General features: G+C 44.8%; 30 protein-coding genes. 9 read left to right on the top strand and 21 right to left on the bottom strand.

The annotated features are described in order from the left end of the window. The first annotated feature begins 10 nt into the window (after positions 1–10). The 5 genes from tssI (at position 11) to ABR397_RS02290 (ending at position 5,973) form a co-directional block, all read left to right on the top strand. Entirely contained in the window at positions 11–1,978 is a 1,968-nt protein-coding gene (gene tssI, locus ABR397_RS02310) for a type VI secretion system Vgr family protein (RefSeq protein ID WP_350304294.1), read from the top strand. Next, a complete protein-coding gene (locus ABR397_RS02305; RefSeq protein WP_350304293.1) occupies positions 1,978–2,904 on the top strand; it encodes a DUF4123 domain-containing protein in 927 nt (308 codons plus the stop codon). Before tssI ends, ABR397_RS02305 begins: the two co-directional genes overlap by 1 nt. Before the next feature lie 20 nt (positions 2,905–2,924). Continuing rightward, positions 2,925–4,526, top strand: coding sequence for a hypothetical protein (locus ABR397_RS02300; protein ID WP_350304292.1), 1,602 nt, complete (start codon positions 2,925–2,927; stop codon positions 4,524–4,526). 49 nt (positions 4,527–4,575) lie between these two features. Next, on the top strand, positions 4,576–5,577 hold the full coding sequence (locus tag ABR397_RS02295) for a hypothetical protein (RefSeq protein WP_350304291.1): 1,002 nt from the start codon (positions 4,576–4,578) through the stop codon (positions 5,575–5,577). Between the two features lie 126 nt (positions 5,578–5,703). Next, on the top strand, positions 5,704–5,973 hold the full coding sequence (locus ABR397_RS02290; protein ID WP_350304290.1) for a type VI secretion system PAAR protein: 270 nt from the start codon (positions 5,704–5,706) through the stop codon (positions 5,971–5,973). A 240-nt stretch (positions 5,974–6,213) separates the two neighbouring features. On the opposite strand, the gene ABR397_RS02285 is transcribed toward ABR397_RS02290, so the two are convergent. From ABR397_RS02285 to fliF, 18 genes are all read right to left on the bottom strand, one after another. Next, positions 6,214–6,621 carry a hypothetical protein gene (locus tag ABR397_RS02285; protein WP_350304289.1) on the bottom strand — a complete coding sequence of 136 codons (408 nt, stop codon included), beginning with the start codon at positions 6,619–6,621 and terminating at the stop codon, positions 6,214–6,216. Positions 6,622–6,626: 5 nt separating this feature from the next. Further along, entirely contained in the window at positions 6,627–7,163 is a 537-nt protein-coding gene (locus ABR397_RS02280) for a LemA family protein (RefSeq protein ID WP_350304288.1), read from the bottom strand. Positions 7,164–7,174: 11 nt separating this feature from the next. Next, positions 7,175–8,233, bottom strand: a complete 1,059-nt coding sequence (locus ABR397_RS02275; RefSeq protein ID WP_350304287.1) for a hypothetical protein — start codon at positions 8,231–8,233, stop codon at positions 7,175–7,177. A gap of 20 nt (positions 8,234–8,253) precedes the next feature. Then, positions 8,254–8,811: a LemA family protein gene (locus ABR397_RS02270; RefSeq protein ID WP_350304286.1), complete on the bottom strand. Its 558-nt coding sequence runs from the start codon at positions 8,809–8,811 to the stop codon at positions 8,254–8,256. Between the two features lie 249 nt (positions 8,812–9,060). Further along, positions 9,061–9,468 carry a cytidine deaminase gene (locus ABR397_RS02265; protein WP_350304285.1) on the bottom strand — a complete coding sequence of 136 codons (408 nt, stop codon included), beginning with the start codon at positions 9,466–9,468 and terminating at the stop codon, positions 9,061–9,063. A gap of 212 nt (positions 9,469–9,680) precedes the next feature. After that, complete coding sequence (gene fliR, locus ABR397_RS02260; RefSeq protein ID WP_350304284.1) at positions 9,681–10,463, bottom strand: flagellar biosynthetic protein FliR; 783 nt, start codon at positions 10,461–10,463, stop codon at positions 9,681–9,683. A gap of 2 nt (positions 10,464–10,465) precedes the next feature. Next, complete coding sequence (gene fliQ / locus ABR397_RS02255) at positions 10,466–10,735, bottom strand: flagellar biosynthesis protein FliQ (RefSeq protein ID WP_021324077.1); 270 nt, start codon at positions 10,733–10,735, stop codon at positions 10,466–10,468. 20 nt (positions 10,736–10,755) lie between these two features. Next, on the bottom strand, positions 10,756–11,472 hold the full coding sequence (gene fliP, locus ABR397_RS02250; RefSeq protein ID WP_350304322.1) for a flagellar type III secretion system pore protein FliP: 717 nt from the start codon (positions 11,470–11,472) through the stop codon (positions 10,756–10,758). A 49-nt stretch (positions 11,473–11,521) separates the two neighbouring features. Continuing rightward, entirely contained in the window at positions 11,522–11,974 is a 453-nt protein-coding gene (gene fliO, locus ABR397_RS02245; protein ID WP_350304283.1) for a flagellar biosynthetic protein FliO, read from the bottom strand. A 1-nt stretch (position 11,975) separates the two neighbouring features. Further along, positions 11,976–12,395 (bottom strand): flagellar motor switch protein FliN, encoded by a 420-nt coding sequence (gene fliN, locus ABR397_RS02240; protein WP_021324075.1) that lies wholly within the window; start codon positions 12,393–12,395, stop codon positions 11,976–11,978. After that, a complete protein-coding gene (gene fliM / locus ABR397_RS02235; protein WP_350304282.1) occupies positions 12,388–13,392 on the bottom strand; it encodes a flagellar motor switch protein FliM in 1,005 nt (334 codons plus the stop codon). The genes fliN and fliM overlap by 8 nt, the downstream gene beginning before the upstream one ends. A gap of 5 nt (positions 13,393–13,397) precedes the next feature. Beyond that, entirely contained in the window at positions 13,398–13,874 is a 477-nt protein-coding gene (gene fliL, locus ABR397_RS02230; protein WP_350304281.1) for a flagellar basal body-associated protein FliL, read from the bottom strand. A gap of 191 nt (positions 13,875–14,065) precedes the next feature. Then, entirely contained in the window at positions 14,066–15,370 is a 1,305-nt protein-coding gene (locus tag ABR397_RS02225; RefSeq protein ID WP_350304280.1) for a flagellar hook-length control protein FliK, read from the bottom strand. After that, positions 15,370–15,813 carry a flagellar export protein FliJ gene (gene fliJ / locus ABR397_RS02220; protein ID WP_350304279.1) on the bottom strand — a complete coding sequence of 148 codons (444 nt, stop codon included), beginning with the start codon at positions 15,811–15,813 and terminating at the stop codon, positions 15,370–15,372. Before fliJ ends, ABR397_RS02225 begins: the two co-directional genes overlap by 1 nt. A 44-nt stretch (positions 15,814–15,857) precedes the next feature. Continuing rightward, positions 15,858–17,222, bottom strand: coding sequence for a flagellar protein export ATPase FliI (gene fliI, locus ABR397_RS02215; RefSeq protein WP_350304278.1), 1,365 nt, complete (start codon positions 17,220–17,222; stop codon positions 15,858–15,860). Continuing rightward, on the bottom strand, positions 17,222–17,926 hold the full coding sequence (fliH, locus tag ABR397_RS02210) for a flagellar assembly protein FliH (protein WP_350304277.1): 705 nt from the start codon (positions 17,924–17,926) through the stop codon (positions 17,222–17,224). Before fliH ends, fliI begins: the two co-directional genes overlap by 1 nt. Further along, entirely contained in the window at positions 17,919–18,911 is a 993-nt protein-coding gene (gene fliG / locus ABR397_RS02205) for a flagellar motor switch protein FliG (protein ID WP_021324071.1), read from the bottom strand. Before fliG ends, fliH begins: the two co-directional genes overlap by 8 nt. After that, positions 18,908–20,608 carry a flagellar basal-body MS-ring/collar protein FliF gene (gene fliF / locus ABR397_RS02200; RefSeq protein ID WP_350304276.1) on the bottom strand — a complete coding sequence of 567 codons (1,701 nt, stop codon included), beginning with the start codon at positions 20,606–20,608 and terminating at the stop codon, positions 18,908–18,910. The genes fliG and fliF overlap by 4 nt, the downstream gene beginning before the upstream one ends. 284 nt (positions 20,609–20,892) lie before the next feature. Between fliF and fliE the strand changes: the two genes are divergently transcribed. Next, the gene (gene fliE, locus ABR397_RS02195) at positions 20,893–21,204 is read left to right on the top strand and encodes a flagellar hook-basal body complex protein FliE (protein ID WP_350304275.1); all 312 of its coding nucleotides are present in this window, start codon (positions 20,893–20,895) and stop codon (positions 21,202–21,204) included. 660 nt (positions 21,205–21,864) lie between these two features. Here fliE and fliT read toward each other — a convergent pair. Genes fliT through fliD form a run of 3 tightly spaced genes read right to left on the bottom strand, consistent with a single transcriptional unit; the run spans position 21,865 to position 24,080 of the window. Next, the gene (gene fliT, locus ABR397_RS02190; protein WP_350304274.1) at positions 21,865–22,224 is read right to left on the bottom strand and encodes a flagella biosynthesis regulatory protein FliT; all 360 of its coding nucleotides are present in this window, start codon (positions 22,222–22,224) and stop codon (positions 21,865–21,867) included. Beyond that, positions 22,224–22,634: a flagellar export chaperone FliS gene (gene fliS, locus ABR397_RS02185; protein ID WP_021324066.1), complete on the bottom strand. Its 411-nt coding sequence runs from the start codon at positions 22,632–22,634 to the stop codon at positions 22,224–22,226. The genes fliT and fliS overlap by 1 nt, the downstream gene beginning before the upstream one ends. A 12-nt stretch (positions 22,635–22,646) precedes the next feature. Continuing rightward, on the bottom strand, positions 22,647–24,080 hold the full coding sequence (gene fliD, locus ABR397_RS02180; protein ID WP_350304273.1) for a flagellar filament capping protein FliD: 1,434 nt from the start codon (positions 24,078–24,080) through the stop codon (positions 22,647–22,649). Positions 24,081–24,351: 271 nt separating this feature from the next. Here fliD and ABR397_RS02175 point away from each other — a divergent pair, with 271 nt between their 5' ends. From ABR397_RS02175 to fliZ, 3 genes are all read left to right on the top strand, one after another. Then, positions 24,352–25,425 carry a FliC/FljB family flagellin gene (locus tag ABR397_RS02175; RefSeq protein ID WP_350304272.1) on the top strand — a complete coding sequence of 358 codons (1,074 nt, stop codon included), beginning with the start codon at positions 24,352–24,354 and terminating at the stop codon, positions 25,423–25,425. A 246-nt stretch (positions 25,426–25,671) separates the two neighbouring features. Continuing rightward, entirely contained in the window at positions 25,672–26,394 is a 723-nt protein-coding gene (locus tag ABR397_RS02170; RefSeq protein ID WP_350304271.1) for an RNA polymerase sigma factor FliA, read from the top strand. Positions 26,395–26,446: 52 nt separating this feature from the next. Then, on the top strand, positions 26,447–26,959 hold the full coding sequence (fliZ, locus tag ABR397_RS02165; RefSeq protein WP_350304270.1) for a flagella biosynthesis regulatory protein FliZ: 513 nt from the start codon (positions 26,447–26,449) through the stop codon (positions 26,957–26,959). The last annotated feature ends 7 nt before the right edge of the window (positions 26,960–26,966 follow it).

Raw genomic sequence — 26,966 nt, 5'->3', positions numbered from 1 at the left:
GAGGAATATAATGGCGGATTCAGGACTGGTTTTTACCCTCACCGTAGGTCACCTCCCGGAGCAAACTTTTGCTGTGGTTGAATTTACCTTGAATGAAGCGTTGTCAACATTATTCTGTCTGGAAGTCGCGTTAACCAGCGCTGACCCGGATATTGATTTTGCCGATGTGCTGGACAGATTTGCGACACTGACGGTTTATCGCGACGGGCAACCGGAGCGCAGTGTGACCGGGATTGTGACACTGTTTGAACAAAGCACGACAGGTCGCCATCGCAGTCACTATTCCCTGACACTGCATCCAAGTTTATGGCGTGCGGGATTACGGGTGAATTCCCGCATTTTTCAGCGCCAATCCGTGACTGATATTGTCGGAAAATTGCTGAAAGAAAATGGCGTCATAAACTTCGTTTGTAACCTGCGCTATGAACATCCTGAACGGGAATTTTGTGTTCAGTATGATGAGAGCGACCTGACGTTTCTCCAGCGCTTATTGGCGGATGAAGGGATATTTTATTACTTTATGTTCAATCAGGAGCCGGGTGAACCATTAGTGGTTTTTTTTGATTCTTATCGAATCAATGGCAACCATTCACTGCCCTACCATCCAGGAAGGGATGAGACAGGAAGCCAATGCTGTATCAATCAATTTCGCTGGCGTGAACAGGTCGGCATTGCGCGTGTTTTTCTGCGCGATCGTACCTTTAAAAATCCCGTTTGGGCCGCCGAGTATTTCTATCATGAACGTCAGCTTAACCATCAACGCTCAGATCTGCACAGTTACGATTACTATGATTTTCCCGGGCGCTATAAAGACGAGACGGGTCAGCGGATCAGTCAATATCGTCTGGAAGCCCTCCGCCGTGACGCGATGCTCGGTCACGGGCAAAGCGACTGTTTTGTCCTTTCGGCGGCTTCGGGATTTACGCTTACCGATCATCCGAAAGAGAAATTTAATACTCTCTGGCAAGTGATTGAAATCAGTCATCACGGCAGACAACCGCAGGCGGATGAATCCCGTTTTGGCGAGAGGGGGACCACTTTAACCAACAGCTTCACCTTTGGTGACTGTAACCGGGTATGGCGTCCTTCACCTTACCCGAAACCGCGCATTGACGGCCTGCAAATTGCGACCGTTGTTGGCCCGGAAGGGGAAGAAATCTTTTGTGATGAATATGGGCGGGTACGGGTGCAGTTTGCCTGGGACGAATATGGCAAATTTAATGATCACAGCTCCTGCTGGATTAGAGTCAGCCAGGCTTGGGCCGGCCAGCGCTGGGGCATGATTGCCATTCCGCGCGTGGGTCAGGAAGTCCTGGTGGATTTTCTGCACGGCGATCCAGACCAGCCGATTATTGTTGGGCGCACCTATCATGCCAGCAATATTGTGCCGAACCCGTTGCCGATAGCAAAAACCCAGATGTCAATTCGTTCAAAAACCCATAAAGGGGACGGGTTTAATGAACTGCGGTTTGAGGATGAAAAAGACCGGGAAGAGGTGTTTATTCATGCGCAGAAAAATCTGGCGATTCAGGTGCGCAATTCCCGGGATGAGAAAATTAATTACAACCGCACGACCCACATTGGACATGATGACGAACTGGCGGTTGCCAATAACCGTAAAGTGACCGTTGAAGGACAACAGGATCATAAAACCACCGGGAACTATCTTGCTCAGGTTGACGGTGATAAATCCTTGCAGGTCAATGGTAATGTGGCACAGGAAATCCAGGGTATGTTCAGTATTAATACCGAGGGGGATATTACGGTGCAGAGTGGCAGCAAAATCAGCCTGAAAGTGGGGAATAATTTTGTGGTCATTCATGCCGGTGGTGTCGATATCAAAGGTCCAACCATTAACCTGAACTCCGGTGGCAGCCCAGGGGATTTATTGCGCCCGGCTAATCCCGCCATTCTGCAAGCGGCCGCCAGTGCCGGTTCGATGTTTGTTGCACACTGTCCAAAGGAGGATAACGACTGATGGCCGCTGAAAAACACTATGCCGTCATTGATGGCGCCAGCGAACCCCGATTGTTCTTTGTTCTGGAACATTTTAATCCCCCGGCGACTTGTCTTTATAATGAGTCTTTGCAACCTGAACTGCTTAAAGTCGCGCCTTATTTAGTGGAAGTAACAGAAAAAGTCGGACTTTATTTGGCGGAATGGCAAACCACCTGGGGAATTTGTCTTCATTCACCGGCGGACATGAGAACATTACGTCGGCATTTGCGTAAGTATTTACAAGTATTATTATCCGATCAGGATAAACCGGTATTCTTTCGGTTTTATGATCCGCGTAATATCTGGGATTTTCTCAACGTACTCAGTGACTGGGAAATTCATTGCTTTCTGGGGCCGATAAATAAAATTAGCACTTCTCTAATGGGCGTTAAGCATGAAGATAATTTTCACGCGGTCAGAAAACAATTTCCCGCAGAGGCCTGTTCCAGACAAAAGATGTTGCGGATCACAACAAAGCAATATGCTCAGTTAAATGAGCTATTCGAGCAAAGATATATTAATAAACTGACGCGATTTATTAATGAAGTCAATTACCATAATGGTGCCGGTACCATAGATCTGCCATACGATTCCCTGTCGGCACATTCAGACCGGGTATTGAAAAACCCGCTCCCTGATACACATTATTCTCCCGCCTATATGGATGAGGCCACATTTATTCAACATAAAACCTTAGCGGAGGATTGTTTTTATTTTTGTCGTGATAATGAAATCACTGATGAACGCGCCATTGGCGGGTTTCTCTATTTACTGATGGCGAGACATATCAATCAGTTTGAGCAAATCCCGCAGGCATGGTTAACCGCGCTCAGAGACCCCCAGTGGCCGGGTTATTATCGGATGGAAACATTATTAAAAAGCGAATTGGGTTTTATCCCCGATTAGGTAATTAAAAGGTAATTGATATGGTAGAGCAAACTATTTCATCCCGCGCTGGTGTTGCTTGCATGACATGCGACAACCCGGACCCCTGTATTTATAAAATCAGCGTCACTTTTGGTCAGAATACTCAGGTCTGGCCTGAAAAACCGGCAATTAAGCTGAGCCTGATTGATGATGGAAAAGGTCAAAAAGGGACGATACAGATTGAAGGTAAATGTCATAACACGGCTAAACATCATGCGGTGCTAACTGGGGGGCAGAAAGAGAAAACGCTAGAATTTAATGCGCCACAGGAGGTGACATTATTTTATAAAGATCAACTGAAAGACGCTGAGATTGAAAGTGACCTGGAAAGTGTCTGGTTTTATTTATCTAATCTTGCCAACCCGACAGATATGTACAGTGAGCCGCGTTATTATAAGTTAATAACCCAGGGTTGCCTGGATAGTCAACAGTACGCGACGATAGCGGTTTACCCGTCGGTCAGTTTTATGGTTTCGGTTGGATTGAGCTTTGATTTTTCCCACGGAGAACGTTCTGTAAAGGAGCGGCGTGATGAACAGAAAAAAGCGCGTCAGGCGATGGAAAATGTCAAGCCCAAAAATGGCAATAAACTGCGCAGTGGCTGGACAACCCATACGGACCCATTTTATCTGACCCGACAGACGGCCCTTAACGTCGAATACGCTTTAACGGTTCAGGATATCGATTACTCGGCGAAGTTTGCGGAAGTTAATCAGGTGAGGAAAACCCTGCCCAATTTAGCAGCCATCAATCGGGTGGAAAAGCTGCTGGGTTATACCAAAAAATACCTGGCGCCCGATCCGGATTCAAAAGGCACCCGCAGCTACCAACTGCTTGATCTCAAGGTAGATCCCATCAATATTGGACTGGCTTATGCTTATGACCGAACCACTTCGATGGATGACCGTACCCATTTTTTGGGTTTCAGTGCCGCGCCTTTTATGGGGATGACGGCAAAACTGGATCTCATCCAAATGGGGGCGGCGTATTGCAAGATAGAGAAGGTGGCAGCCAAATTCAGGGAGGCGCTGGCCCGCAGGAATTCAAATGATAAAAACTATTTAGATCTGGAATGTTGCCTTATTTTGACCTGCAACCTGTCCTTTCAATTGGGTGCCGCTTATAAACAAAAGCAGTGGACTTTTGACGCCGGTAATAAGAATGATTTGAAATTGAGTCTGGAAGGAAAAGTGAATGTCGCCTTTAAGACTCATATTATGATAATGGAAGTCGCAATAGGAGCGGGTGTGGCTGTAAAAACAGCGGCGGGTTTTGAACTTGATCAGCATGATAAAGGGATCGATCTGGCTGGCTACCATAATGGGATTGTTGCGGAATTTGAAGTAGAAGTGGATGCAAAGAAAGAAAATGGCGAAAGATCTATCATTAAAGTTACAGAGAAGTGGAAATGGGTTATTGCCGATCCGTTAAAAGCCAGTGAATCTCCGTTGAGAATTAATCTGATAGGGAAAGAGCGGCCTATTACTCGGCCGGAGATAGTCCCGGGCGCTGAAACAACATCGTGGGAAATGGGTTATGATCCTAACTTTAAGCCTAAGATGGATAACATCCCGTTTATCACCGGATTGCCCGGAATGTGAGGATAAAATGAGATTGAAACTGTTATTGCTATTATTAGGAGTGATTATTATGTCAGGTTTAGGTGTGATGGTAATGCAGGGTGCTAATGCAAATGAACCGCGGCTGTATATTCGTAGTTTATTCGATATCCAATATGCCTTTTGTGACATTAAAACCAATGGCGTAACGGGCATGGATAATCGAAACTCAGCCCGGGGTGGCCGGGGGTTTGGTACTGCCAGTACGGCTTCCATGTTATTTATGACAAACGGTGAAAATGAAATTAGTCTGGAATTTAGCGCATTGGGTTGGTTTTCCCCGGATAAGCTGTCAGATGAAATCCGCAACCACTTTAATCCTGAAGCCAAATGTAATCTGGAATTGACGGCTATGCGTGGTAGAAAGAGCGAGGTGCTGACGGCAATTGAAGTAGCGATAGATAAAAACGGTCAACCTGTGGCAATAACACCCGCAAATGAAGCGAAATACGCTGCTATTAGTACACCAGTGGTGCGTCATACGATTCAGGCAGAAAACGTAGAGGCTGGACATAAAGATAAAGACTATTTTGATATCCGAAAATTTCCACTTGATATGACTTTATATCGGTTTAGCAGAAATGTAAAAATCAGTGGCTTACCTGATTGGGAATGGGAGAAAGCAACTCCTTATACAGATACTCCAGAGCAACGTCAGCAATTACAACAAGCTTATGTAGCGGCCTGGCAGGCTTATAACGCTAAGGACTTGAATACACTCCGAGATCAACAAAAAGTTGCGCTCAAAGCTTGGGCTTGGGCTTCCGGTGAAAGTGAAGAGAGTGTTTTTGCTGATCAGTCTGTTTACCATAATATCAAAATAAAAAGTTTCAAAATGAAGCCAATTAATTGGGATGACTACAGAGTGAAAATAATGAATCAGGGAAGAATGGTCAGGTTGGTGAATAAATCAGACCCAGAAAGTTCCCCAATATCCTACTATTACGTTGATGAGGAAGATGGAGATACGATTTTGGCTACTGTTGCGCCGATTTTCTCATTAATTAACGGTCGTTTTGTCCAGGTAATTTAATGGGTAGAAATATCGGGTTATTTGACCCGATATTTTTTCTTGATGGGAACAGTAAAAGAAAGCTATTATCGGTTACGCAAGATAAAGACTAATTATGTTAATTCTGCCAGATATGGAGGAAGCAATATGGGTAATGCGGTAAAGATTGGTGATATTGGCACAGCTCATGATGATTGTGGCGCTACACCGGTTATTTCAGGATCGACCAGTGTGAAAGTTGACGGTATTCCTTTGGCTCGTCAGGGCGATAGTTTGGCGTCACATTCATCTCATTCACGAATAATTGCCGGAGGTTCCAGTACCGTTTTTGTTGATGGTAAACCTGCGGCGAGAACCGGTGACGCGGTGAGTTGTGGTGGAATTGTGATTGGTGGCGGTAGTGTTAATATTGGTTAAGGAAAAAACATGCTTTCAGTTAATATGCGCAGCGCCGTTTGTGATTGTAAAACCCCGGACCCTTGTATTCACAAAAGTTAGTGTTAAAAGTGAGTAAACGGGTTTTTCATTATAACCAGATTGAACCGATAGGGGATATTTGAGTGGTTGATGAAGCGGGTGGTATACCGGTAGCTATTTCATTGGCGGGAAAGCACCTTAGTCTCCATCTATTAGGGTAATACTGTTTTACATGCAGATTTATTTCTTCTTTCTTTTCTTTTTCTTGGTATTATTTTTTCCTCCTATTTTTGAATGTCTCTGGCGCATGGAGTCATCCTGTTCAGCCAGTTTAAACACGGCTTCTTTATTCATAAACCAAAAAGACAAACAGGCCGTTTGGACAATAATCAAGCTCCAGAACAGGCGGATAATATCGTTTGTAAAGATTAAATAAATGACCACGACACAGAGTAAATTAACAAAAGCAGAGGTTAATAGACTGATAACCAGTGTCTGAATAACCTGGCTAATTCCTGGTATTCGAGCAAAGGGAAGTAGGCATAACATTGCACCCACAGGGCCGAAAATCGCAGTGACGATTAAAATACCCGGATTACTACGGATGGCATCAACAAATCCGAATAAATCAAATGGAATGGTAAACATGGGTTTTATCCTTGCATGGGGTTCAGCATTGGGCTGGGTTTATATCTTAATATCCGGGCGAAAATGATATTGGGAAATTGCCGGATCCCGGTATTGTAAAGAGCAACACTTTCATTAAAGAATTCACGTCTGTCTGCAATCTGATTTTCCAGCAGAGTGATCTGCGCTTGCAAATGTTGAAAAGATGGCTGACTGATTAAGGCCGGATAGTTTTTTGCAAGCATCAGAAATGACAACAACTGATGTGCTAATGTATTACCCATTTTCACCTTTTCATCGGTTATTTTTGCACTGGGGTAGTTTTTCCTGACTTCTGATAGTTGCAGAAAGAGAGATTTTTCATGAGCCATTGTTTGTTCTGTTATCGTGATAAGTTGTGGAATTAAATCAACCTGTTTTTTCAGTAAAATATCAATATTGGCAAACGCTTTATCCCGGTATCTTTTTAACATAACGATTTTATTAAAAACGCCTACGAGATAACGAACCGCAATAATCAGGATGACGGCCAGAATAAGAAAAGCGAGAAGATATCCACCCATTGCTGTTATCTCTAAAATAACCATTTCAGTAATGGAGATTCACGATAAAAAACCGTTAAATGATGAGACTGATATTCATAAGGAACGGTCAGAATAAAGGCAATCAGGATTGCCGCACTAATGACAGTAATTGCAAGATTACGGCGCATTGGTGCAACTTCATTCCAGGCGCCCAAATATCCCTTAGAGGTAATCCCCAGTAATCGGTGAGGAGCAGCCTGAGTAATAACAATTTGATCATCTTTTTCAATGGCTGTACCAATAATTAAATACTCTTCATTTGGAAATAACAAGTACTCTTGGTAAGAAACGTAATCGGTCTCATCGTTCTGATAAGAAGAAAATTTCACAAATGTCAACGTTTCTGGTGTTGCATCAATACGGACTGATCCTGAATCATCGGTTAAAGTGAACTGACGGATTTTTTCTTCCGAATGACGCAAAGAATAACGTTTATTGCCTTCTGAATCTTTGTCGATATCATATTCATAATAACGATAGCCATAGCATAGCTTTTCACTCAGAGGGCTTTTAAAGTGAGTTCCCGCTGTTATTTTTCCTTCTACTTCTACTAAGCCCATTGCGATTGAACGGATTTTTGATGTAGGCAAAATCTGCTGAAATTTAAGGAATTTTTTTTCCGGTGTTGTTTTCAGATGGTTATAGATAAAGAGTAAGAAAAATAAGCCAAATAAGGCATTGGGTGAAACAAAAAAAGCAATCAGAAAAATGGCAATAGCCGCCGAACCTAAAATCCCCTGCCAGGTTGCCTTGCTGACAGATTTACCGGACTGCCGTGCTTGTCTATAATACCCTGCTGCGTTTTTCCCAAACGAAATGACATTTATTAAAATCGGCATGGCAAAGATAAGAAGAGAGGCGCCAAAGAATATATAGAAAATATGTTTGAAAGAATAATCGAAATAAAAAACCGTGCTGGTTATGATCAATCCAATTAAAGGAACGGAAAACCAGTGAAGGCGTTTAAATCCCACGACTTCTTTTAAAAGGAGGTCAAGGATAAAGATTAATACACAGGAAAAAATAAAAGTAAAAAATATCATAGTCATCATAAGGTTTACCATCTGATTTATTTAAACTTGATACCGTCATAGGCTTTTTCTTCCTGACAGATTTCTAACAAAGGTAGCCTCTGATAATGAAACATGCGGGCAAAAATCAGATCAGGGAATAGATAAATCGCCGTATTATACTCGGTTACTGCATCATTAAACATTTCGCGGCGATGAGCAATTTTATTTTCTAGATCCGTCACCGATGTTTGCAACTGTGAAAATTGGGAACCTGAAATCAGTGTCGGATAGTTTTCAGCTACGGCCAGTACAGATCGGAATGCATTGTTCATTTCATTGGAGGCTTTGATTTTATCTGTGAGGGTATTGGCATTAAGATATACCTGCCTTGCGTCACTTAACCGAGTAAAAATATCACGTTCATGTTCCATAGACTTTTCCAGTACGGTCACAAGCTGCGGGATCTGTTCTGCACGCTGCTTTAAGATAACATCGATATTGGCAAATGTATTGCTTGTCTGCTCTTTCAGGGCAACCAGGCGGTTATAAATTGTGATCCCCCAGCCGATAAGTCCTACAGTGATGAGAGAGATAATAATAGTGGTTATTGTCATCTTTTTCTCCACGAAAATCCGGTTATATTTATTATTAAATCATTCCCTTCCTACTGACTGGCATAGCACCAAGGAAAGATCCCACTTTGTTTAACCTGTCATAATCATTTAAAAATGAGAATACAGAAGTATTAAGAATACTATATCAAGGACAGATTTAATTCAATAAATGCAACTTTTTAAAAGGAGAGTTAATTGCGTTTACTATGCGGATCCAAGAAATTATAAGATTAAAATAAATCCTCTAATTTAGAGGATTTCCCCATTAACTGCTGACCAATGATAAGGTTGCAATTCACGTATTGTTTTAAATAACAGTTCGTTTTTTTCATTAGTCACGGCCGCTTTAACTGCACCACCCCAGTGAACTAAACGTTCTTGGCATATTCCGCAGGGTGTCAAAATGATATATTTACAACCGGCATCTTCACGGCAGAGACATAAGGAGTGTGTTACCGCTTCATTAAGCTTATGTGCTTCTAAATAGGCGCCGACTTCCATACAAAGGGATAACGCGTCATTTTTGGTATCCGGTGCAATGCTGGTTAGAATGTTACCCGATTCTGTTCGTACTGCGGCTGCACCACCCCATCCTTTGGGGTATCGCTTTTCAATTAAGTTAACTGCGGCGTTATATAATTCTTGTTCTATATTCATTAATTTACTGCTCCTGCATCATTAGCCTATTTTATTTCTCTGTGTTAATAGCATCTTTGAAAATAAAACCTTAACTGTTAATAATATATTATATGGCTAAAGTCCGCTTTTCTCTTATTTATCGGTAAAATTTTATGGTATTAAGTAGCACGGTTTATACAGTATATAATACTTATAGTTTTTTTAGATTGATTTTGGTTCGAAAATCATTTTTAAATAACCATTCCACTAATAATTACCGCCAGCCGATTAAACAATTCACTGAACATACGCTCAGAAAATGGCGCCAGCATGGGGATTAAAAGTGTCAGCACTAGGATACCGGTAGTGAGCGTTAATGGAAAACCGACCACAAAAATGGAGAGTTGTGGTGTCATGCGGTTTAAGATCCCCAATGAGAAATTCAGCGTTAATAGCAGGGTGATTAATGGCAAAGCCAGCATCATGCCGTTGATAAATATCATGCTGGCGCTTTGTGCCAAGAGCCAAAACCCTTGCGCACTAAGCTGCAATGGTTGCACCGGTATAACCTGGAATGTATCCGCCAGAACGGATAATAGCCAAAGATGACCGTCAAAAGCCAGAAATAGCAGTAAAGTTAGTAGGTTAAAGATACGCGCTAGAATGGGCATATTGGGGCCGCCGGAGGGATCAAAAAAGGTGGCGAATGAAAGCCCCATCTGTAAGCCAATGATTTCACCAGCATGGCGCACAGCAGCAAAGGCAATTTGCATGGTAAGGCCAAGTGATGCGCCAATCAGGATTTGCTGGACCATTACCCAAAATCCGGCAACAGAGAAAATAGGCACTTGCGCGGGTTGCAGGTTTGGCATTAAGAGCAGCGTTACCATCACTGCCAACCCGATCCGAACTTTTTTGGGGGCCTGTTTTTCACTGAATAATGGCGCGGTACTGAACAGCGCAAGGACCCGGACCAACGGCCAGAAAAATTCACTGATAAATTGGATCAGCATTTCACTGTCAAAAGAGATCATAGTCAGCCGATTATCACGGGTATGCTGCTGTAGAGTTCACGCATGTAGTCCAGAAATAGATTCAGCATCCAAGGACCGGCGATAACGGTAGTGACAAATACCGCCAGAATTTTGGGGATAAATGACAGCGTCATTTCGTTAACCTGTGTCGCGGCTTGTAATAAGCTGACGATTAAACCGCATAATAAAGCAGACAATAGCAGCGGCGCAGCTAGCGCCAATGCGACTTTCATTGCTTCTGTGCCTAATGCCATTACCGATTCAGGAGTCATAATGTTTGTCTCTTTTCAGGTCAACCGTAGAAACTTTGCGCCAAAGAACCCAGCAATAATTGCCAGCCATCAACCAATACAAACAACATAAGTTTAAAGGGCAACGAGATTGTCGCGGGTGGCACCATCATCATCCCCAGCGCCATTAAAACACTGGCGACAACCAGGTCAATAATCAGAAATGGGATGAATAGGGTAAAACCAATCTGGAACGCGGTTTTTAGCTCACTGGTAATAAATGCCGGCATCAGTACCCGCATAGGAACTGAGTCTGCGGTTTCAAAAGGGGGCTGGTCAGCAAGACGGGCAAACAACGCTAAATCATTTTCCCTTGTTTGACGTAACATAAATTGCCGTAATGGCTTGGCGCCATTTTCTAAAGCGGTTTCCAGGCTGATTTTATCTTCACTGAAAGGCAGATAAGCATCCTGATAAACTTTATCGAAAACCGGCGACATAATAAAAAAGGTCATAAATAGCGTCAGCCCCAGTAAAACCTGATTGGGTGGAGCCGATGGGGTGCCTAACGCATTACGCAGTAAACCCAGCACAATAATAATGCGGGTAAAACTGGTCATCATGAGCAAAGCCGCGGGAATAAAACCCAGCGCGGTAATAAAAACTAAAGTCTGAACCGGCAGGGACCAGTTTTGTCCGCCGTTTGCCAGCGGCTGGCTGATAATGCCCGGCAGCTGTGCTGCGACATCCATTGGTAAAGCCAGCGCAGTGAGTGCCATTGCCAGGCGGCATGATAATGGGAATTTACTGCTCGTCATAAGGAAAGAACTACTTTTTTTCATCGGCCTTGCCTTGTCGCATCAGGGTATTTTTTAGAATCTGACCAAACAGTGCCGGTTTTATGGGGTGTCCTTCGGGGTTATCGCCGCTGGATTCAGGTATTGGCATCTGATGTAACAAATTAATCTGCTGGGCGGTGACACCTAATACTAACCAGTCATTTTCAACCTCCACAATGACGACACGTTCACGTTGTCCAAGTGAGCAACTGGCTTTGATACTCAGTTGTTGCTGTGTTTTTCCTTTGCCGGAAACCAACCCCATACGGCGTATTAACCAGGTGAGGGTGAAAATTAACAGCAAAACACCGGCTAACGCGCTACTGACCTGTATCAGCGTCTGACCGGCGGTAAGCGGCGCGGCAGTGGCGACCTGCGTAACCGCCTGAGTTTGCGCGACAGGTTCTGCCGCGCCATGATGAAGAGAAGGCTGGAAAGCCATATTAGCGACTCAGGCGACGCATACGTTCGGAAGGGGTGATGATATCGGTGATACGGATGCCGTATTTATCTGATACAACCACAACTTCACCCTGCGCAATCAGGTACCCGTTGATTAAAATATCCAACGGTTCTCCGGCAAGGCCATCAAGAGAGACGACGGAGCCTTGAGATAATCTCAGCAGCTGTTTGATCGTCATTTTTGTCCGGCCCAGTTCGACGGATAATTTGACCGGAATATCCAAAATCAGGTCGATATCTGATAAATGAGCCAGTGCATCCTGAGGCTCCAGAGATTCGAATATTGCCGCGCTGCTGTCAGAGGTTTGTTGTTGTGCGGCCTGTTGTTCCAGCGCTTCTGCCCACATATCTTCGGCAGATCCGGTTGAAGCGGTATCTGTGGGTTGTTTAGCGTCACTCATTGGGCTGTTCCTCATCCAGAGCATTTAAAACAGGGTTAATAAGATGTTCGATACGCAGGGCGTATTGTCCGTTTAATGTTCCGTATTGACTGGTGAGCACCGGCACACCATCGACGTGAACGATCAAGCGTTCGGGTTTATCAATAGGTAATATATCGCCCGGTTGAAGTTGCAGAATTTTTGACAGCCTCAGCGGGATATCAACAAAGTTGGCGACCAGCTCCAGCTCTGAATGCTGAACCTGTTTTACCAGGCTTTCCCGCCACAGGCTGTCTTCCTGCCGGACATTTTCCAACGGTGGATTGGTCAGGCGTTCCCGCAGTGGTTCGATCATGGCAAACGGAATACAGATGTTAAATTCACCACTCAACGCGCCAATTTCCACCTGAAACGGTGTTGTGACGACGATATCGTTCGGTGATGTGGTGATGTTGGTGAATTTCACTTGCATTTCAGAGCGTATATATTCCACTTCGATTTTGAAAATGGAATCCCAGGCATCACGGTAGGAATCCAGCGCCATACGTAACATCCGATTAATCACCCGTTGTTCCGTATGGGTGAATTCGCGACCTTCCACTTTGGTCGGGAAACGCCCATCACCACCAAACAGGTTATCTACCGCGATGTAAACTAGGCTGGGAGCAAATGCAAACAGCGCTGTTCCTCTCAACGGTTTCAGATGAACCAAGTTAAGGTTGGTCGGCACCGCCAAGTTACGGGCGAATTCATGATAGGGCTGAATTTTTATTGCTCCGACAGTAATGTCAGGACTACGGCGGAGCATGTTAAACAACCCCATCCTGAAATGACGGGCAAAGCGTTCGTTAATAATTTCCAGTGCTTGCAGACGTTCCCGAACAACACGGCGTTGGGTGTTGGGATCATAAGGGCGAATCTCGTTTTCCCCGGACGCGGTGTTTTCTGCGTCGTCACTGGCACTGTCGCCATTGAGCAGAGCATCAATCTCTGCTTGTGAAAGAATATTGTCACTCATGGTGATTATCGCAGAATAAACGTGGTAAACAGCACATCGGTGATGACCTGATCTGGCTCACCTGGTACCAATGTTGGGCGCAGCGTTTGCTTGATATCGGTCATCAGACGCAGTTTGCCGCTGTCATGAGCCAGATCCGCTGATTTCTGGCGTGATAATAATAACAACATACGGCTACGAACTTCCGGCAGATACTCATGGAAGCGCTTGCGGTTTTTTTCATCGGCTAAACGTAGCGTTACGCCGATGTAGAGCACTCGGTCAAAGTGATCTTCATTGTCGATCAAATTGACGGTAAAAGGCTCCAGAGTCATAAATACAGGGACTTCTATGATTCGGGATGCTTTAGAATCACTCTTTTCTGCCTGCTTAAATGTCCACCAACTGTATCCTCCGATGGCGGCGCCGATAACGGCAATCAGTATTAACAGTATCATCCAAAATGGATTTTTGCGTTTATGCTCGTAGCTATAGTCAGACATGGACAGACAAATTCCTGTTTTCGTTGCGGACAAGTGTCCACTCATTCCGTGGCGGACCTGCTTATCCATCAATATCGATAATAATTATCCCGCGTATTTCCGCTGGCAATAGCCGGAACAAACGGGGAAAAAACCACTAACTCATTCGTTTGTTGTGAGTCTTGTTTACTACGGATAAATACCTTCCATTATCAGGCGAAAATATCCACACCTCCGCGGATTGACGCCAGTTGGCGAGGTGTTAAACGTATTGTGGATTCAGTAGCCGAATGGTTTTCCGGCGTGGCGTCAGTGCCATGACCACCCGTTCCGCCTGAATTTTGTGAACTGGAACGTTGTTCTTGTTGCCACGGGCTGGCGTTGTCGCTGCTGACATTGCTTTGGGTAAGTTGAATTCCACTTTCTGCCAATGCATGACGGAGCCCAGGTAAGGCAGCTTCCAGGGCTGCCCGAACATGGCTGTGAGCCGATGCCAGATGTAATTGCGCCTGATTGTCTTCAACAGACATACGAATTTGTAATGCCCCCAGCTCTTGCGGATGCAGGCGCAACTCTGCCTGTTGCAGGCCGTTGCGGTTGAACAAGATAATCTGCTGGTTTAATTGTTGCTGCCACTCTTCACTACCCAACTGCGCATTCAGCAAAGGGGTGGAGGCGCTGGATAACTGAAACTGAGCCGTCTGATTATGCCCGGCGGAAAGCAGAGGTGACGCGGCTACTGAGGGTACCTGCCCGGTTTGCTGATTTTCGGCTGCCACGGCAGTGGGCTGAATTTCAGCCTGAATGGGGGTCTGGCCCAGCGCCGGTTCACGTGAATAGTGTTGAGTTGCACTTTCATGCTGAATAACGGCGGGGGAGATCTTTGGTTTTACCTGAGAATTCTGTACTAATCCGTTTTCAGGTTTTGTTTTAAGAAGCGTGTCAAGGTTTTCCGTTTTTTCTTCATGTTTTGGTTGTTCCGGCATATCCGTCAGAAGATTTTTCTCTGTCGGTAATTCTGTCATCACCCATTCTTTAGCGATAACTGGATGGTTTTTATCACTGTTTTTATCACTATGTTTAATCAGTTCGGTTGGTTGTGGATTGTCTTTCTGGCTTTCTGATCTGATGGTTAATTTGGACAATTGTACGGGCAAATTTGCCGCCAATTCTTCTGCTGACATGAGCTTTTCATCAACAGAAGCCGGTTGTTTGTCTGCCTCTGCTTTTACATTCAGAGGAATTCGTGAGGAGATGATAGGCTCCGCTGGAATTTCATTTGAGACAGATGATACAGATAATAATGGCGATAGACCGATGTCTGTTTCATCCACGGTCTCTTTTCCTTCTTCGGCTGAAAATTTTTCTGGTTTGACCATACCTTTCTGTGCCGGCTCGGTTTCCAGATTAAGAAACTGAGCAAAGACAGAAGGTTGATCTGTGTCAGTAAAAGAATCACCGCGCGTTTGCTGATTTTCTGCCGGTTTCAGGTCAGCAGGCAAAAGAGTGATATTCATTATCTATTTCTCCGTTGTGCACTACGTTGGGCATACTCATCCATCTGTTTTTGCTCCGTTCTGTTCTGCTGTAATCTTCGGTTGTTATCTGCCCGCTGCTGCAAAGTATTAAAGGCATTGAGACGTTGTTGCTTTTCCTGCCACTGTGATAAAGCGGTTTCAAGCCGCTGTTGCCATTGATTGAGCTGCAATTTGTGCTGTTCAATCGCCTTTTCCAGCGTTTTCATGAATTGCTGGTAGTTTTGCCAGGTCGTACACGACATACCGTTACTGAGCGTGTCGTTCAGGCGCACACGGTACTCATCTTGATAGCCCATCAGTGTTGCAAGTTGTTGCTCCATTTGTTGATGGTTCTGACGAACTTGTGCAAGGTGAGTGGCGGCTTTCTCCACCGCATTTTGTGCAAGTTCACGCAAGGTCATGAGAGGTGATTGCTGCTGCATCTTATTCCTCGCTTTTTAATGGCAACATACAGAAAATCGTTACGTTATATAGGTAACAACTGTTGCAGTTGAGTACAGGCCGCTTCATATTCACTACGTTCATTAATATCTTGTAGTAAAAATTGCGCCATGTAGGGATAAAGTTCAATCGCCTTGTCTAATAGCGGATCATTGCCCGAAGCATAGGCGCCGACATTAATCAGATCACGGTTACGCTGATAGCTTGCGAGCAGTTGTTTAAACTGCTGTACCCGCCGATAGTGCTGTTTATCAATTAATGATGTCATGGCGCGGCTGATAGAGGCTTCAATATCAATTGCCGGGTAATGTCCTGATTCCGCGAGAGAACGGGAGAGCACGATATGACCATCCAGAATGGCTCTGGCAGCATCGGCTATTGGGTCTTGCTGATCATCACCTTCGGTCAGTACGGTGTAGAACGCGGTAATCGAGCCGCCGCCGTTCACGCCGTTTCCTGCTCGTTCCACCAGTGCCGGAAGTTTGGCGAAAACCGAAGGTGGATAACCTTTGGTCGCCGGTGGCTCGCCAATGGCTAAGGCAATTTCGCGTTGAGCCATACTGTAGCGGGTCAATGAGTCCATAATCAGTAATACATGCTTACCCCGGTCACGAAAATCTTCTGCGATACGGGTCGCGTAGGATGCGCCTTGCATACGCAATAAAGGTGAGATATCGGCAGGCGCGGCGACGACTACTGAGCGGGCTAAACCGGCTTTACCAAGGATGTTTTCGATAAAGTCTTTAACTTCGCGGCCACGTTCACCGATCAAGCCAACGACAATCACATCTGCCTGTGTATAGCGCGCCATCATACCAAGAAGAACACTTTTACCCACCCCAGAACCAGCAAACAATCCCATCCGCTGGCCGCGTCCTACCGTGAGTAAGGCGTTAATCGCCCGCACTCCCACGTCCAATACGTCGCTGATTGGCGTGCGTTGTAGAGGATTGATTGGCGGTGTCGTGAGTGAGGCGCGATAGCCGGTATCTGGCGATGGAAAACCATCCAGTGGGCGGCCGGCGCCATCTAAAACCCGTCCTAATAGTTCCGGGCCAAGAGGCAACTGGCGTCCGATACCACAATCTTCACTGTACGGACGGGCATAAACACGGGCGCCGGGTACAATACCTTCCAGATCTTCAAGTGGCATCAGTAAGAGCTTTTCGCCATTAAAACCAACGACTTCACTTTCAACCTCTTCAATATTGCCGCCATTTTGCCGTTCAATCAGACAGGTTGCTCCCAGAGGCAGATGTAAACCCGTTGCTTCCATGACCAGACCTGTCGCTCTGGTCAGACGGCCATAACGACGAACCGGCGAAGTCTTCTCTAATTTCTGCTCAAAAGCATCCAGTGTCGCCAGCCAGCGTCCGAGTCTTGCCGTCATTACAATTCTCCCGGTGCTGCCAGCCGGCATAATTCATGCCAACGTGTTGCCAGGCTGGCATCCAAATCGCCTTCATCTGCACTGATTTTGCAACCACCAGGATGCAGCTTGTTATCTGCCAGTAAACGCCAGCCGTGGAGTGAAAGCGTGGTGCCCAATTGCTGTTCAACCATGGGAATATCCTGTGGGTGAACTCGAAGTTGCGGTTTACCGCTGAACATCGGTTCCTGCTGGATAAATTCACGGATCTGATTGAGCAGGGCGGTACCATCACAAATCGCGGGTTGTCCGAGGATCTGTTTCGCGGCCGTCAGCGATAGCTGCATCAGGCGGGATGCGATAATGGTATCGAGCCCTTCAAGTGAATAGCGGAAATCAGCCAGCATATTTTGCCACTGCTCTGTGATAGGTTGCTGTTGCTGACTTGCATCTTTTAATCCCTGTTCCAGACCGGCTTCTAAGCCGGATTGGTATCCTTTTTCATAACCTTGCGCCTGACCTTCGGCAAATCCTTGTTCATGGCCTGCCTGCCGGGCCTGTTCTTTCAGGTTATCCAGCATTGCTGCCTGTTCAAGGATTTCATCACATCCGGAAGTTTCCAGTGAATCGTCAGTAGGCTCTGGTTTAACACGCAGTTTTTCCCACTGTGTGAGTTCGTTTGGTTTCCAGGGTTGCCAGCCAGCATTGTTCAACTTATCAGACATAGCTATCGTCGCCACCGTTCAGGATAATCTCGCCGCTTTCTGCCAGACGACGAACAATAAGCAGAATCGCTTTCTGTTCGCTTTCCACTTGAGACATACGCACTGGACCACGGTTTGCCAGGTCATCGCGCATAATCTCTGCGGCACGCTGAGACATGTTGTTGAGGAAGTGATCACGTAGTTGCTGGTTGCAGCCTTTCAGTGCAATGAGCAGGGAATCGGTGGTGATTTCCTGCAACAGGCGCTGGATACTGCGGTCATCCACATCGACAAGGTTTTCGAACAGGAACATTTCATCGATGATTTTTTGTGCCAGTTCGTTATCGTAGGCGCGCATGGCTTCGATAACATTCTCTTCCTGTTGGCTTTTCATCAGGTTGATAATCTCAGCAGCGGTACGAATACCGCCCATCTTGCTGCGCTTGAGGTTCTGACCATCTAACAGGTTATTGAGCACTTCCGTCAGTTCGGCCAATGCAGCCGGTTGTACGCCCCCGAAAGTGGCGATACGTAGCATGATGTCGTTGCGCAATTTGTCATCAAACAGCGCAAGAATATCGGCTGCTTGTCCACGATTTAGGTGAACCAAAATGGTGGCGATAATCTGTGGATGTTCCTCACGGATCATATCGGCTGCCATTTGCGGCTCCATAAAGTTGAGGGTCTCCATACCGGTAGTGGTTTCACGGGATTCGAGAATATCCTCAAGCAGACTGGAAGCGCGTTCTTCACCCAGCGCTTTGATCAACACCGAACGCAGATAATCACTGGCATTGATACTCAGTGCCGCATATTGGCCGGAATCTTCTTCAAACTCAGCCAAGACATCAACCAGTTGCTGGTTGGAAACCTGGCGCATACCCGCCATGGTGATACTGAGTTGCTGGACTTCCCTGGAGTTCAGGTGTTTAAACACCTCGGCCGCCTGATCTTCTCCCAGGGTCATTAACATGACGGCGCTTTTTTCTGTTCCGTTCAGGCTCATTGTTCGTTACTCATCCATTGACGGATCACCAGCGCCACTACGCGAGGATCTTTTTCTGCCAATTCGCGGATACGTTGGCTTTGAATTTCGGCACTGACCCGTTGACGTGTCAGTCTCTGGCGGGTTTTTTCATCCATTTCTGCACTGGATTCAGTCACTTGTCTTTTCTGAACTTTCTGTGTTTCAATCGCTTTTTCCGCAGCACGTTTTTTGGCGAGTTGAGGAACAACCATTTTGCGCCACAGAAGCCATGCCACCAGTATCAACAGAAGGTAGCGACCAAAATCAAAGGCTTTTTCCAGCAGAGCAGGGTTCTGCCATACCGGAATCACTTCGATATTTTCTTTGCTTTCAGTAAACGGTGTATTAACCACATTCAAACTGTCGCCACGCTCTTTGGAAAAGCCCATCGCTTCTCGGGTCAGCGCTTCTATTTTCGCCAGTTGTTCTGGTGTCAGCGCCTGAGTTTCCGGGCCATTTTTGCCATCGACCGTGACATAATTGACCACAACGGCTACCGATAAGCGTTCAACACCACCGGCTTGTTGCTGCACATGGCGAATGGTGCGGTCCACTTCGTAGTTTGTGGTTTCATCACGGCGGTTATTGCGATTATTGTTTACCATGCGCTCGTTACTGTTACCGGCGGATGATGTTTTCTTATCGCTCTTGTCGTTTTTATTACTCTCTTTGGTATTCGGCTTATCAATCGGCGCACTCGGTGGCGGGCTGGGTTGATTGGAAAGCGCGCCAGGAATGCCGCCAACCTGAGAACCACCACTTTGTTCGCTTTCACTTAACTGTTTTGAGCGAACCGCCGCCTGATTAGGCGGCTGATTAGGTTTATATTCCTCTGCGGTCTCTTCACGGCGGGAAAAATCCACTTGGGCAGTCACTTGTGCGTGAACGTTGCCACGACCGACAACCGGGGTCAGAATGGCTTCAATACGATGCTGGAAGCGATTTTCCACTTCCTGAATGTATTTTAACTGACTGGTGTTCAGATCACGTCCGGTAGCATCTGCTTGTGTCAGAAGACGTCCGGTCTGATCAACAATGGTGACATTACCCGGAGGTAAGCCAGCGACACTGCTGGAAACCATATGGACAATGGCGTTAATTTGGCCTTCATCCAGTGAACGGCCTTGCAGTAGTCCGACCGTAACCGATGCGGAAGGCGACTTCTGTTCGCGGACAAACAAGGAAGGTTTGGGTAACGCAAGGTGAACACGGGCATTCTGCACCGGTCCCAGCGATTCAATGGTCCGTGACAATTCGCCTTCCAATGCTCTTTGGTAGTTAACCTGTTCACTGAACTGGCTGATACCAAATTTTTCTTTATCAAGCAGCTCAAATCCAGCGGCACCCCCTTTAGGCAACCCTTGTTGCGCCAGCCTTAGCCGTGTCTCATGGACCTGCTCGGCAGGGATCATGATCGCAGAGCCGTTTTCGGCAAAACGGAAGGGAATATTTAATTGGGTTAGTTGCGTGACAATATCGCCGCCGTCTTTATCGCTCAAATTACTGTAGAGCACCCGATAATCCGGGCTGCGTAACCACAGGAAAAGGGCAATGACAATCGCGACGGCTGCGCTGCCTGCAACTAATAATGGTACTTTAGGATCAGCTTTTATCCGGTTAATGATAGCACTGAAACCGTTAGTTTGATTTTCAACGTCGGTTGTTGCGGCACTCATAGACGATCCTTGCCTTGCTGTTCAACATGAATACTAAAAGCGTGGCGTAACAAAACAGACTCCCCATACGCAAGCGAAAAAATTCTTCCTATTTTCAGTCTTGTCATTATTCGCTGTTCACTCATCTTTTAATGGCACAATAAGCCCTGACTTTTTACGTTAATTACCCGCTTTAGATTGAGAGGGCTATGTTAGGGTGGCAGCGTGAAAATGTGCCGTATGTATCTTGGGTTAATATGGCATTGAATTGTGTAAGGTATAGGGTGGTTTAACACGAGGTTTTTATGTCAATTCAGGCAATTGAAGGGGTATTGCAACAGATGCAGGCTCAGGCATTACAGGCGGCAAGCATCGCAAAACCCATGCCGTTGCAGGGGGGATTTACCAGTCAACTCGCAACGGCTGTTGGTAAAATTAATCAAACACGTTTGCATGCCACGAAACAAACTCAGGATTTTACCTTGGGTGTACCGGGTATTGAGTTGAATGATGTGATGGTGGATATGCAAAAATCCAGTATTGCTTTGCAAATGGGCGTTCAGGTAAGAAATAAGCTGGTGGCTTCTTATCAGGAAATTATGAGTATGCAGGTGTAGACATATAATACCCAATAGATTTCAAGTTGCAGCGTGGCGGCAAGTGAACGCATCCTTAGGAGCATAGATAACTATGTGACTGGGGTAAGTGAAAGCAGCCAACAAAGCAGCAACTTGAAAGATGAAGGGTATAGTTATTGATATATCTTGTGATAAACCATTTGTGATGGAATATGACCCATTTGTGTTGCAATAACAAAAGGATTGAGCACGCCAGATGATATCTTGAATATATATGTGAGTCTGGTTTGGTATTTCTTTCGCGGTAATAGGTAAATAAATAACGGCTTTAACCATCGGTATTTTCTATTGAAAACTATAAAAAACATAAAATAAGTAAATCATATATTGGTTTAGTTAATGGCGGATTCGACTAATAAGTGTAACATAATTATTTGCATGTTCTATTGAGAGTGAAAAACAGAGAACTATTTAAATAACGTTTCGTAATTATGCTACACATGGCCTTCCTCAACCCATTGTTATACATAGAATTATGAGTGGTATAAGATGTAGCACTATTTTCGAATCTTATTTAATTACCAAGATGTTTTATCTATTTACTCTAATTTTAATTGAGATCGACTCGTTATAAACCAAGCTCACAAAATGAGTAAATAATGGTGATGGGAGTACATCACCTTTATTTCTCAATTACTTTTATTCCGTAAGAGTATGATAGGGTTCAACAGGGAATTGGCCGTAGCTATCATTTAATAACTGCTGTCGGCCTGCTTGTTTGATGAGTTTGCTGAGTTCATCAAGTCTTCTCTGTAGCAGTCCTTTTATCTCATTTTCATTATCTAAGATTGTCTGCAAAATGTGGGTCATTTTCTGCTGTAACGAAACAGAGGTGGCAGATGATATTGAAGAGTGGCTGATCACTTCTACTGCTTTGAGGTAGGTGATTTCCATATCAACAAGATCATCCCATTTTTCGTTTTTGGCTAAATTAAGCATTTGCTCACTTAAACTTAGGATCCGTTGGTAAGCTGACAAAAGATCCATTTCATTATCCATTAAACAATATCCTGACTGGCGTTGTAATGAGGGCCAATTTGCCGCCAAGCTTCTGAAATCTCGGTGAGTAACTTTATAACTTCGGTAATGGCTGGCTCATCATTGCGTAAATTAGCGTGGAGTAAACGTTGGGTCATATAGTCGTAAAGGGAAGCAAGATTGTGTGCCAGCTCTCCGCCTTTCTCGTTATCTAACCCCTGTTTGAGGCCATTATCAATGATATTGATCGCTTTGGAAATAGCGGCGCCTTTTTCCGCGATATTACCTTGCTCCATCAGAATAATTGCTCGACGCAGGGCGCTTAGCGCCCCGTTGAACAAAATCTGAATCAACTGATAGGGGGAAGCATTCATAATTTCGCTCTCCACATCTATCTGGGCATATAATTGACTTGCCGAACGTTGATACATAATTTCCTTTAATTATCTTATCTGTTGTGATAGGAAGTTGCTGGTCTGTTTCAGGGAAGTGACCATCTTATCCAGTTGTGAAAATTGGTGCTTATAACGTTCAATCGTTTCGTTAATGTTGCTTTGTGTTCTGCCCACTTGTTTTTCAAGTGTTTTCAGACGCTTATTAATGCCGTTAGTCGCGGTGATTAATGTGCCTTCATGGCTATCCAAGGCACCTTTTAATAGTTTATGTGTCTGGGTGGCAAAACCGGTTTCTTTACCGTCGCCCATAAAGAATGCTTTCACATTAGCGGGTTTTTCTTTTAGATTTTTTTCCAGCTTTTCGTTATCAATTTCCAGTTTGCCATCAAGCTTTTGCTTAATACCCAGTTTATTCAGGGTCGAAATATCATTAGCGGCCTGAAAGCTGAAAACTTGGCTTCTCAACTGGTTTTGTATTCCACGCAGGGTGCTGTCGCCGAGTAAAGCGCCATTATCTTTCGACGGTTCTTCACCCTGTTTTACCGGTTTAAATTTGGTCAGAGAATCAAACGTCGTTTGCAGTTCATTATAAGCATCAACCCAGTTTTTAATCGCCTCTTTCGTCGGCTCAATATCACGGGATACCACCAGCAGTTCAGGCTTATGTTCCCCCGGTTTATCTTTATCGTGGGTCGTTTTTTTCAGATCCAGTTTAACGCCTTCTGGTGCGTCAGTAATATGGTTTGTTTGACGCTCAATTGGGATGTCGTTAACTTTCAAGAGTGCGTTCTTAGCTTCAACTGTTTGAGTTAACCCACCGGTGCCTTTACCGCCATTTGTCCCCGGAGTGTAGTTCAGAAACTGAGCCAGTTTGTCGTCACCCTCAACCTTGATGGTCATGATTGATTTAGTGCCGGCTTTTTTAGCCGTCAGAACTAAATAGTTTTCGCCATCTTTTGCCTTAATAATACTGGCGTTGACATTACCTTCCTGTTTATTAATTGCGTCACGCAGTTCAAGGATGGAAGTTTGTGTGTCTGTCAACTTGATTTGCATTGGCTTTTTTTCGCCAGGTTGAGTGATGGTGATTGTCCGGGTTTTACCTTCGCCCAGGGGAGCACCCATTTGCGTTTTTAGATCATTGACCTCTTTTGTCTTTAATGTCTGTGATTGCGCCAATTGTTCAACTTCAATACTGTAGTTGCCCGGGCTGGCTTTAGAGTCCGTCGTGGCAGTGAATGCCTCATGTTTTTCACTGGCGGTGGTTGTATTGAGTTTATCAAATTTTTTCAGTGATTCAGACGCAGTTTCCAGCTTTTCCAGGCTGCCTTTTAGCGTACCAAAAGCTGTTAGCTTACCTTTATAACTGGTTTGTTGTTGTGTCAGTGGTTCTAAACGTTTTTGTTCTGCTGCCTGAAGTTTATCCAGTATAGAACCCAGATCCATCCCCGACCCGGCCCCTAATGAAGAAATGCTAGCCATATTGACTCCTTTATTAGTAAATCTTTATTGAACCGGTTATCGGTAAGTTTCGAAAAAAGTTTACTAATAAAAATAATTTTTTGATGGTAAGAATAATCGAGAAGAACGAGCGCTGTTTGGCTTATAAGAGAAGCGTGATAAAAAAGAAAAAGTTTTTTCAAGAAAAATTAAAGGTTCTTTGAGGAGCGCCGATAAAACTGTTGGCGGTGATGAACACCGTGGGCAAAGGCCCAAACTTATATCTGCTTGATTTAAAAAAGGAACTCTAACTATGGCACAAGTCATCAACACTAATAGCCTGTCCCTGCTGACTCAGAATAACCTGAATAAATCCCAGGGTGCTTTGGGTAACGCTATCGAGCGTTTGTCTTCTGGTCTGCGTATCAACAGCGCGAAGGATGACGCTGCTGGTCAAGCGATCGCTAACCGTTTCACTGCAAACGTTAAAGGTTTATCTCAGGCAGCACGTAATGCTAACGACGGTATCTCTATTGCACAGACTACCGAAGGTGCTCTGAACGAAATCAATACCAACTTACAGCGTATCCGTGAACTGACGGTACAGGCGCAAAATGGCAGCAACTCTGAAAGCGATGTTAACTCTATTAAGGACGAAGTGAATCAGCGTTTAGACGAGATTAATCGTATCTCTAAACAAACTCAATTTAATGGTGTTAATGTCCTAAGTAAAGATAGCGAATTGACCATCCAGGTTGGTGCTAACGATGGTGAAACTATCACCATTAATCTGGAACAAATCGACAAAGGCACTATGGGGCTGGGCGAATTTAATGTTAACTCATTATTTGGAGTGCGTGTTGGCACTGCAGTTACTGAGATTGAAGTTCCGGGTAAAACCGAAAAGGTTCAAGTAAAACCAGTAACTGGCCTTGATGGTGTTAATGAGCCCCAGGTCTTTGCATCTAATGATAAAGATGGTAAAGCAATTAAGGGCGAATACGTTGTAGTCGGTAAAGATGCAAAAAATAGTGAAAACGTATATTATAAAGCCACTATTGATAATGAGGGTAAAGTTACGGTACAGGATAAAACAACCAAGATCGACGATAACGCTAAGCCGTTAGGCGATTTAGACAATGCTTTGTCAAAGGTTGACAAACTGCGTAGTTCTCTGGGCGCTATTCAAAACCGTTTTGAATCTACCGTTAACAACCTGAACAACACCGTTAACAACCTGAGCGCTGCTCGTAGCCGTATCCAAGATGCTGACTACGCGACCGAAGTGTCTAACATGAGCCGTGGTCAAATCCTGCAACAGGCAGGTACTGCGGTTCTGGTTCAGGCTAACCAAGTTCCTCAAACTGTATTGTCTCTGCTGCGTTAATTTTTTAGCTAAGGCAGTATGTGAACCTGATTCACATAAAAATTCAAATAAATCAAGGATCGGCTCGCCGGTCCTTCTTTTTTAGTCGTTTATCGTGAACAGCCTAAAATTTGTGTTACTATTAGGCGGGCAATAAATTTCGCATAGGTGAAAAAGAAGTGCTTTTACTACATTGTTCAAACGATTGCCCTTGTTAGGGGATTGGATAATGGTAGTTAGTCTCTTATTCCAAAGGTGTCTGTTGTTGTGAGCGATTTGTATACCGCCGAAGGCGTGATGGACAAAAACAGCCTCTGGAAGCGCTATGTACCATTAGTTCGCCATGAAGCGTTAAGGCTACAAGTTAGGTTACCCGCGTGTGTGGAGCTGGATGATTTGCTTCAGGCCGGGGGAATCGGCTTACTAAATGCGGTGGAACGTTTTGATTCCTTACAGGGAACCGCGTTTACCACTTATGCGGTACAGCGCATCAGAGGTGCAATGTTGGATGAGTTAAGGAGTCGCGATTGGGCTCCGCGTAGCGTGCGACGTAATGCGCGCGAAGTGACGCAAATCATCCGTAAACTTGAGCAAGACTTAGGCCGTCCAGCCAGTGAGCAGGAAGTTGCTAAAGAATTAAAGATTGATCTGGTAGAATATCGGCAGATACTGTTAGATACGAATAACAGTCAGTTGTTTTCGTATGACGAATGGCGTGAAATGCACGGTGAAAGCTGTGAGCCTGTTATTGAAGAAGGGCATGAAACCAATCCCTTACAACAATTGCTGGAAAGTGACGTTCGTCAGCGGGTAATTGATGCTATTGATTCGTTGCCTGAGCGAGAAAAAATGGTTCTGACGCTATATTATCAGGAAGAACTTAATCTGAAAGAGATTGGCGCAGTACTTGAAGTCGGGGAGTCCCGTATAAGTCAGTTACACAGCCAGGCGATTAAACGCTTGCGGGCACGCTTAAATCCGGAAAAGTAACTTTTTGCTTATTTGTTTTTTGTTTAAGACTACACACAGGGCTTTATCTCTTATGTCTGTTACAACACAAAAGAAACGGCCGCTCAGCCGTTATATTAAAGACTACAAACATAGTCAAACTCATTGCTTGCATTGTCACAAAGCTCTTGACCGCATCTCTTTGGTTTTTAATGGCCAAGTGATCAACAAAGAGTCTATCTCCGAAATGACGGAGTTGATTGATGACAAGACCTGGGATGAACTGCAAGATAAGTTTGTCGCGTTATGCCGTTTTTGCAGTGAGATTTATTGCAATAGCGAGACAGATTATTTTGACATCATGTCTTTCAAACAGTACTTGTTTGAGCAAACTGAAATGAGTCATAGCACTATTCGTGAGTATGTGGTTCGTTTACGACGTTTGGATGAATTGCTCACTTCAAGCAATTACCCTGTAAAAGAGTTCACAACAGAGAAAATTCAAGAACAACTGAGTGAGAAACTGTCACAGTCAGCATTCAGTAACTACAACATCGCTTTGCGGAAGTATGAGCAGTATTTGAGCTGGCGGCAGGGCGGCCACTAAGCTGGAA

The sequence above is a fragment of the Photorhabdus viridis genome, from assembly GCF_040256935.1.
Taxonomy (GTDB): Bacteria; Pseudomonadota; Gammaproteobacteria; order Enterobacterales; family Enterobacteriaceae; genus Photorhabdus; species Photorhabdus viridis.
The sequence above is the reverse complement of the archived record's forward strand: the minus strand, read 5'-3'. Positions and strand labels throughout refer to the sequence as shown.

Coding starts and splice junctions, on each gene's coding strand:
- fliR (WP_350304284.1), bottom strand. CDS start 10,463: ATGATCTCTTTTGACAGTGAAATGCTGATCCAATTTATCAGTGAATTT.
- fliD (WP_350304273.1), bottom strand. CDS start 24,080: ATGGCTAGCATTTCTTCATTAGGGGCCGGGTCGGGGATGGATCTGGGT.
- ABR397_RS02295 (WP_350304291.1), top strand. CDS start 4,576: ATGTCAGGTTTAGGTGTGATGGTAATGCAGGGTGCTAATGCAAATGAA.
- ABR397_RS02265 (WP_350304285.1), bottom strand. CDS start 9,468: ATGAATATAGAACAAGAATTATATAACGCCGCAGTTAACTTAATTGAA.
- ABR397_RS02280 (WP_350304288.1), bottom strand. CDS start 7,163: ATGGGTGGATATCTTCTCGCTTTTCTTATTCTGGCCGTCATCCTGATT.
- ABR397_RS02175 (WP_350304272.1), top strand. CDS start 24,352: ATGGCACAAGTCATCAACACTAATAGCCTGTCCCTGCTGACTCAGAAT.
- fliM (WP_350304282.1), bottom strand. CDS start 13,392: ATGAGTGACAATATTCTTTCACAAGCAGAGATTGATGCTCTGCTCAAT.
- fliF (WP_350304276.1), bottom strand. CDS start 20,608: ATGAGTGCCGCAACAACCGACGTTGAAAATCAAACTAACGGTTTCAGT.
- ABR397_RS02225 (WP_350304280.1), bottom strand. CDS start 15,370: ATGAATATCACTCTTTTGCCTGCTGACCTGAAACCGGCAGAAAATCAG.
- ABR397_RS02290 (WP_350304290.1), top strand. CDS start 5,704: ATGGGTAATGCGGTAAAGATTGGTGATATTGGCACAGCTCATGATGAT.
- ABR397_RS02305 (WP_350304293.1), top strand. CDS start 1,978: ATGGCCGCTGAAAAACACTATGCCGTCATTGATGGCGCCAGCGAACCC.
- fliP (WP_350304322.1), bottom strand. CDS start 11,472: ATGGCACTCACTGCGCTGGCTTTACCAATGGATGTCGCAGCACAGCTG.
- fliO (WP_350304283.1), bottom strand. CDS start 11,974: ATGGCTTTCCAGCCTTCTCTTCATCATGGCGCGGCAGAACCTGTCGCG.
- fliG (WP_021324071.1), bottom strand. CDS start 18,911: ATGAGCCTGAACGGAACAGAAAAAAGCGCCGTCATGTTAATGACCCTG.
- fliS (WP_021324066.1), bottom strand. CDS start 22,634: ATGTATCAACGTTCGGCAAGTCAATTATATGCCCAGATAGATGTGGAG.
- ABR397_RS02300 (WP_350304292.1), top strand. CDS start 2,925: ATGGTAGAGCAAACTATTTCATCCCGCGCTGGTGTTGCTTGCATGACA.
- fliT (WP_350304274.1), bottom strand. CDS start 22,224: ATGGATAATGAAATGGATCTTTTGTCAGCTTACCAACGGATCCTAAGT.
- fliJ (WP_350304279.1), bottom strand. CDS start 15,813: ATGCAGCAGCAATCACCTCTCATGACCTTGCGTGAACTTGCACAAAAT.
- ABR397_RS02270 (WP_350304286.1), bottom strand. CDS start 8,811: ATGACAATAACCACTATTATTATCTCTCTCATCACTGTAGGACTTATC.
- ABR397_RS02275 (WP_350304287.1), bottom strand. CDS start 8,233: ATGACTATGATATTTTTTACTTTTATTTTTTCCTGTGTATTAATCTTT.
- fliN (WP_021324075.1), bottom strand. CDS start 12,395: ATGAGTGACGCTAAACAACCCACAGATACCGCTTCAACCGGATCTGCC.
- tssI (WP_350304294.1), top strand. CDS start 11: ATGGCGGATTCAGGACTGGTTTTTACCCTCACCGTAGGTCACCTCCCG.
- ABR397_RS02285 (WP_350304289.1), bottom strand. CDS start 6,621: ATGTTTACCATTCCATTTGATTTATTCGGATTTGTTGATGCCATCCGT.
- fliH (WP_350304277.1), bottom strand. CDS start 17,926: ATGTCTGATAAGTTGAACAATGCTGGCTGGCAACCCTGGAAACCAAAC.
- fliI (WP_350304278.1), bottom strand. CDS start 17,222: ATGACGGCAAGACTCGGACGCTGGCTGGCGACACTGGATGCTTTTGAG.
- fliZ (WP_350304270.1), top strand. CDS start 26,447: ATGTCTGTTACAACACAAAAGAAACGGCCGCTCAGCCGTTATATTAAA.
- fliQ (WP_021324077.1), bottom strand. CDS start 10,735: ATGACTCCTGAATCGGTAATGGCATTAGGCACAGAAGCAATGAAAGTC.
- fliL (WP_350304281.1), bottom strand. CDS start 13,874: ATGTCTGACTATAGCTACGAGCATAAACGCAAAAATCCATTTTGGATG.
- fliE (WP_350304275.1), top strand. CDS start 20,893: ATGTCAATTCAGGCAATTGAAGGGGTATTGCAACAGATGCAGGCTCAG.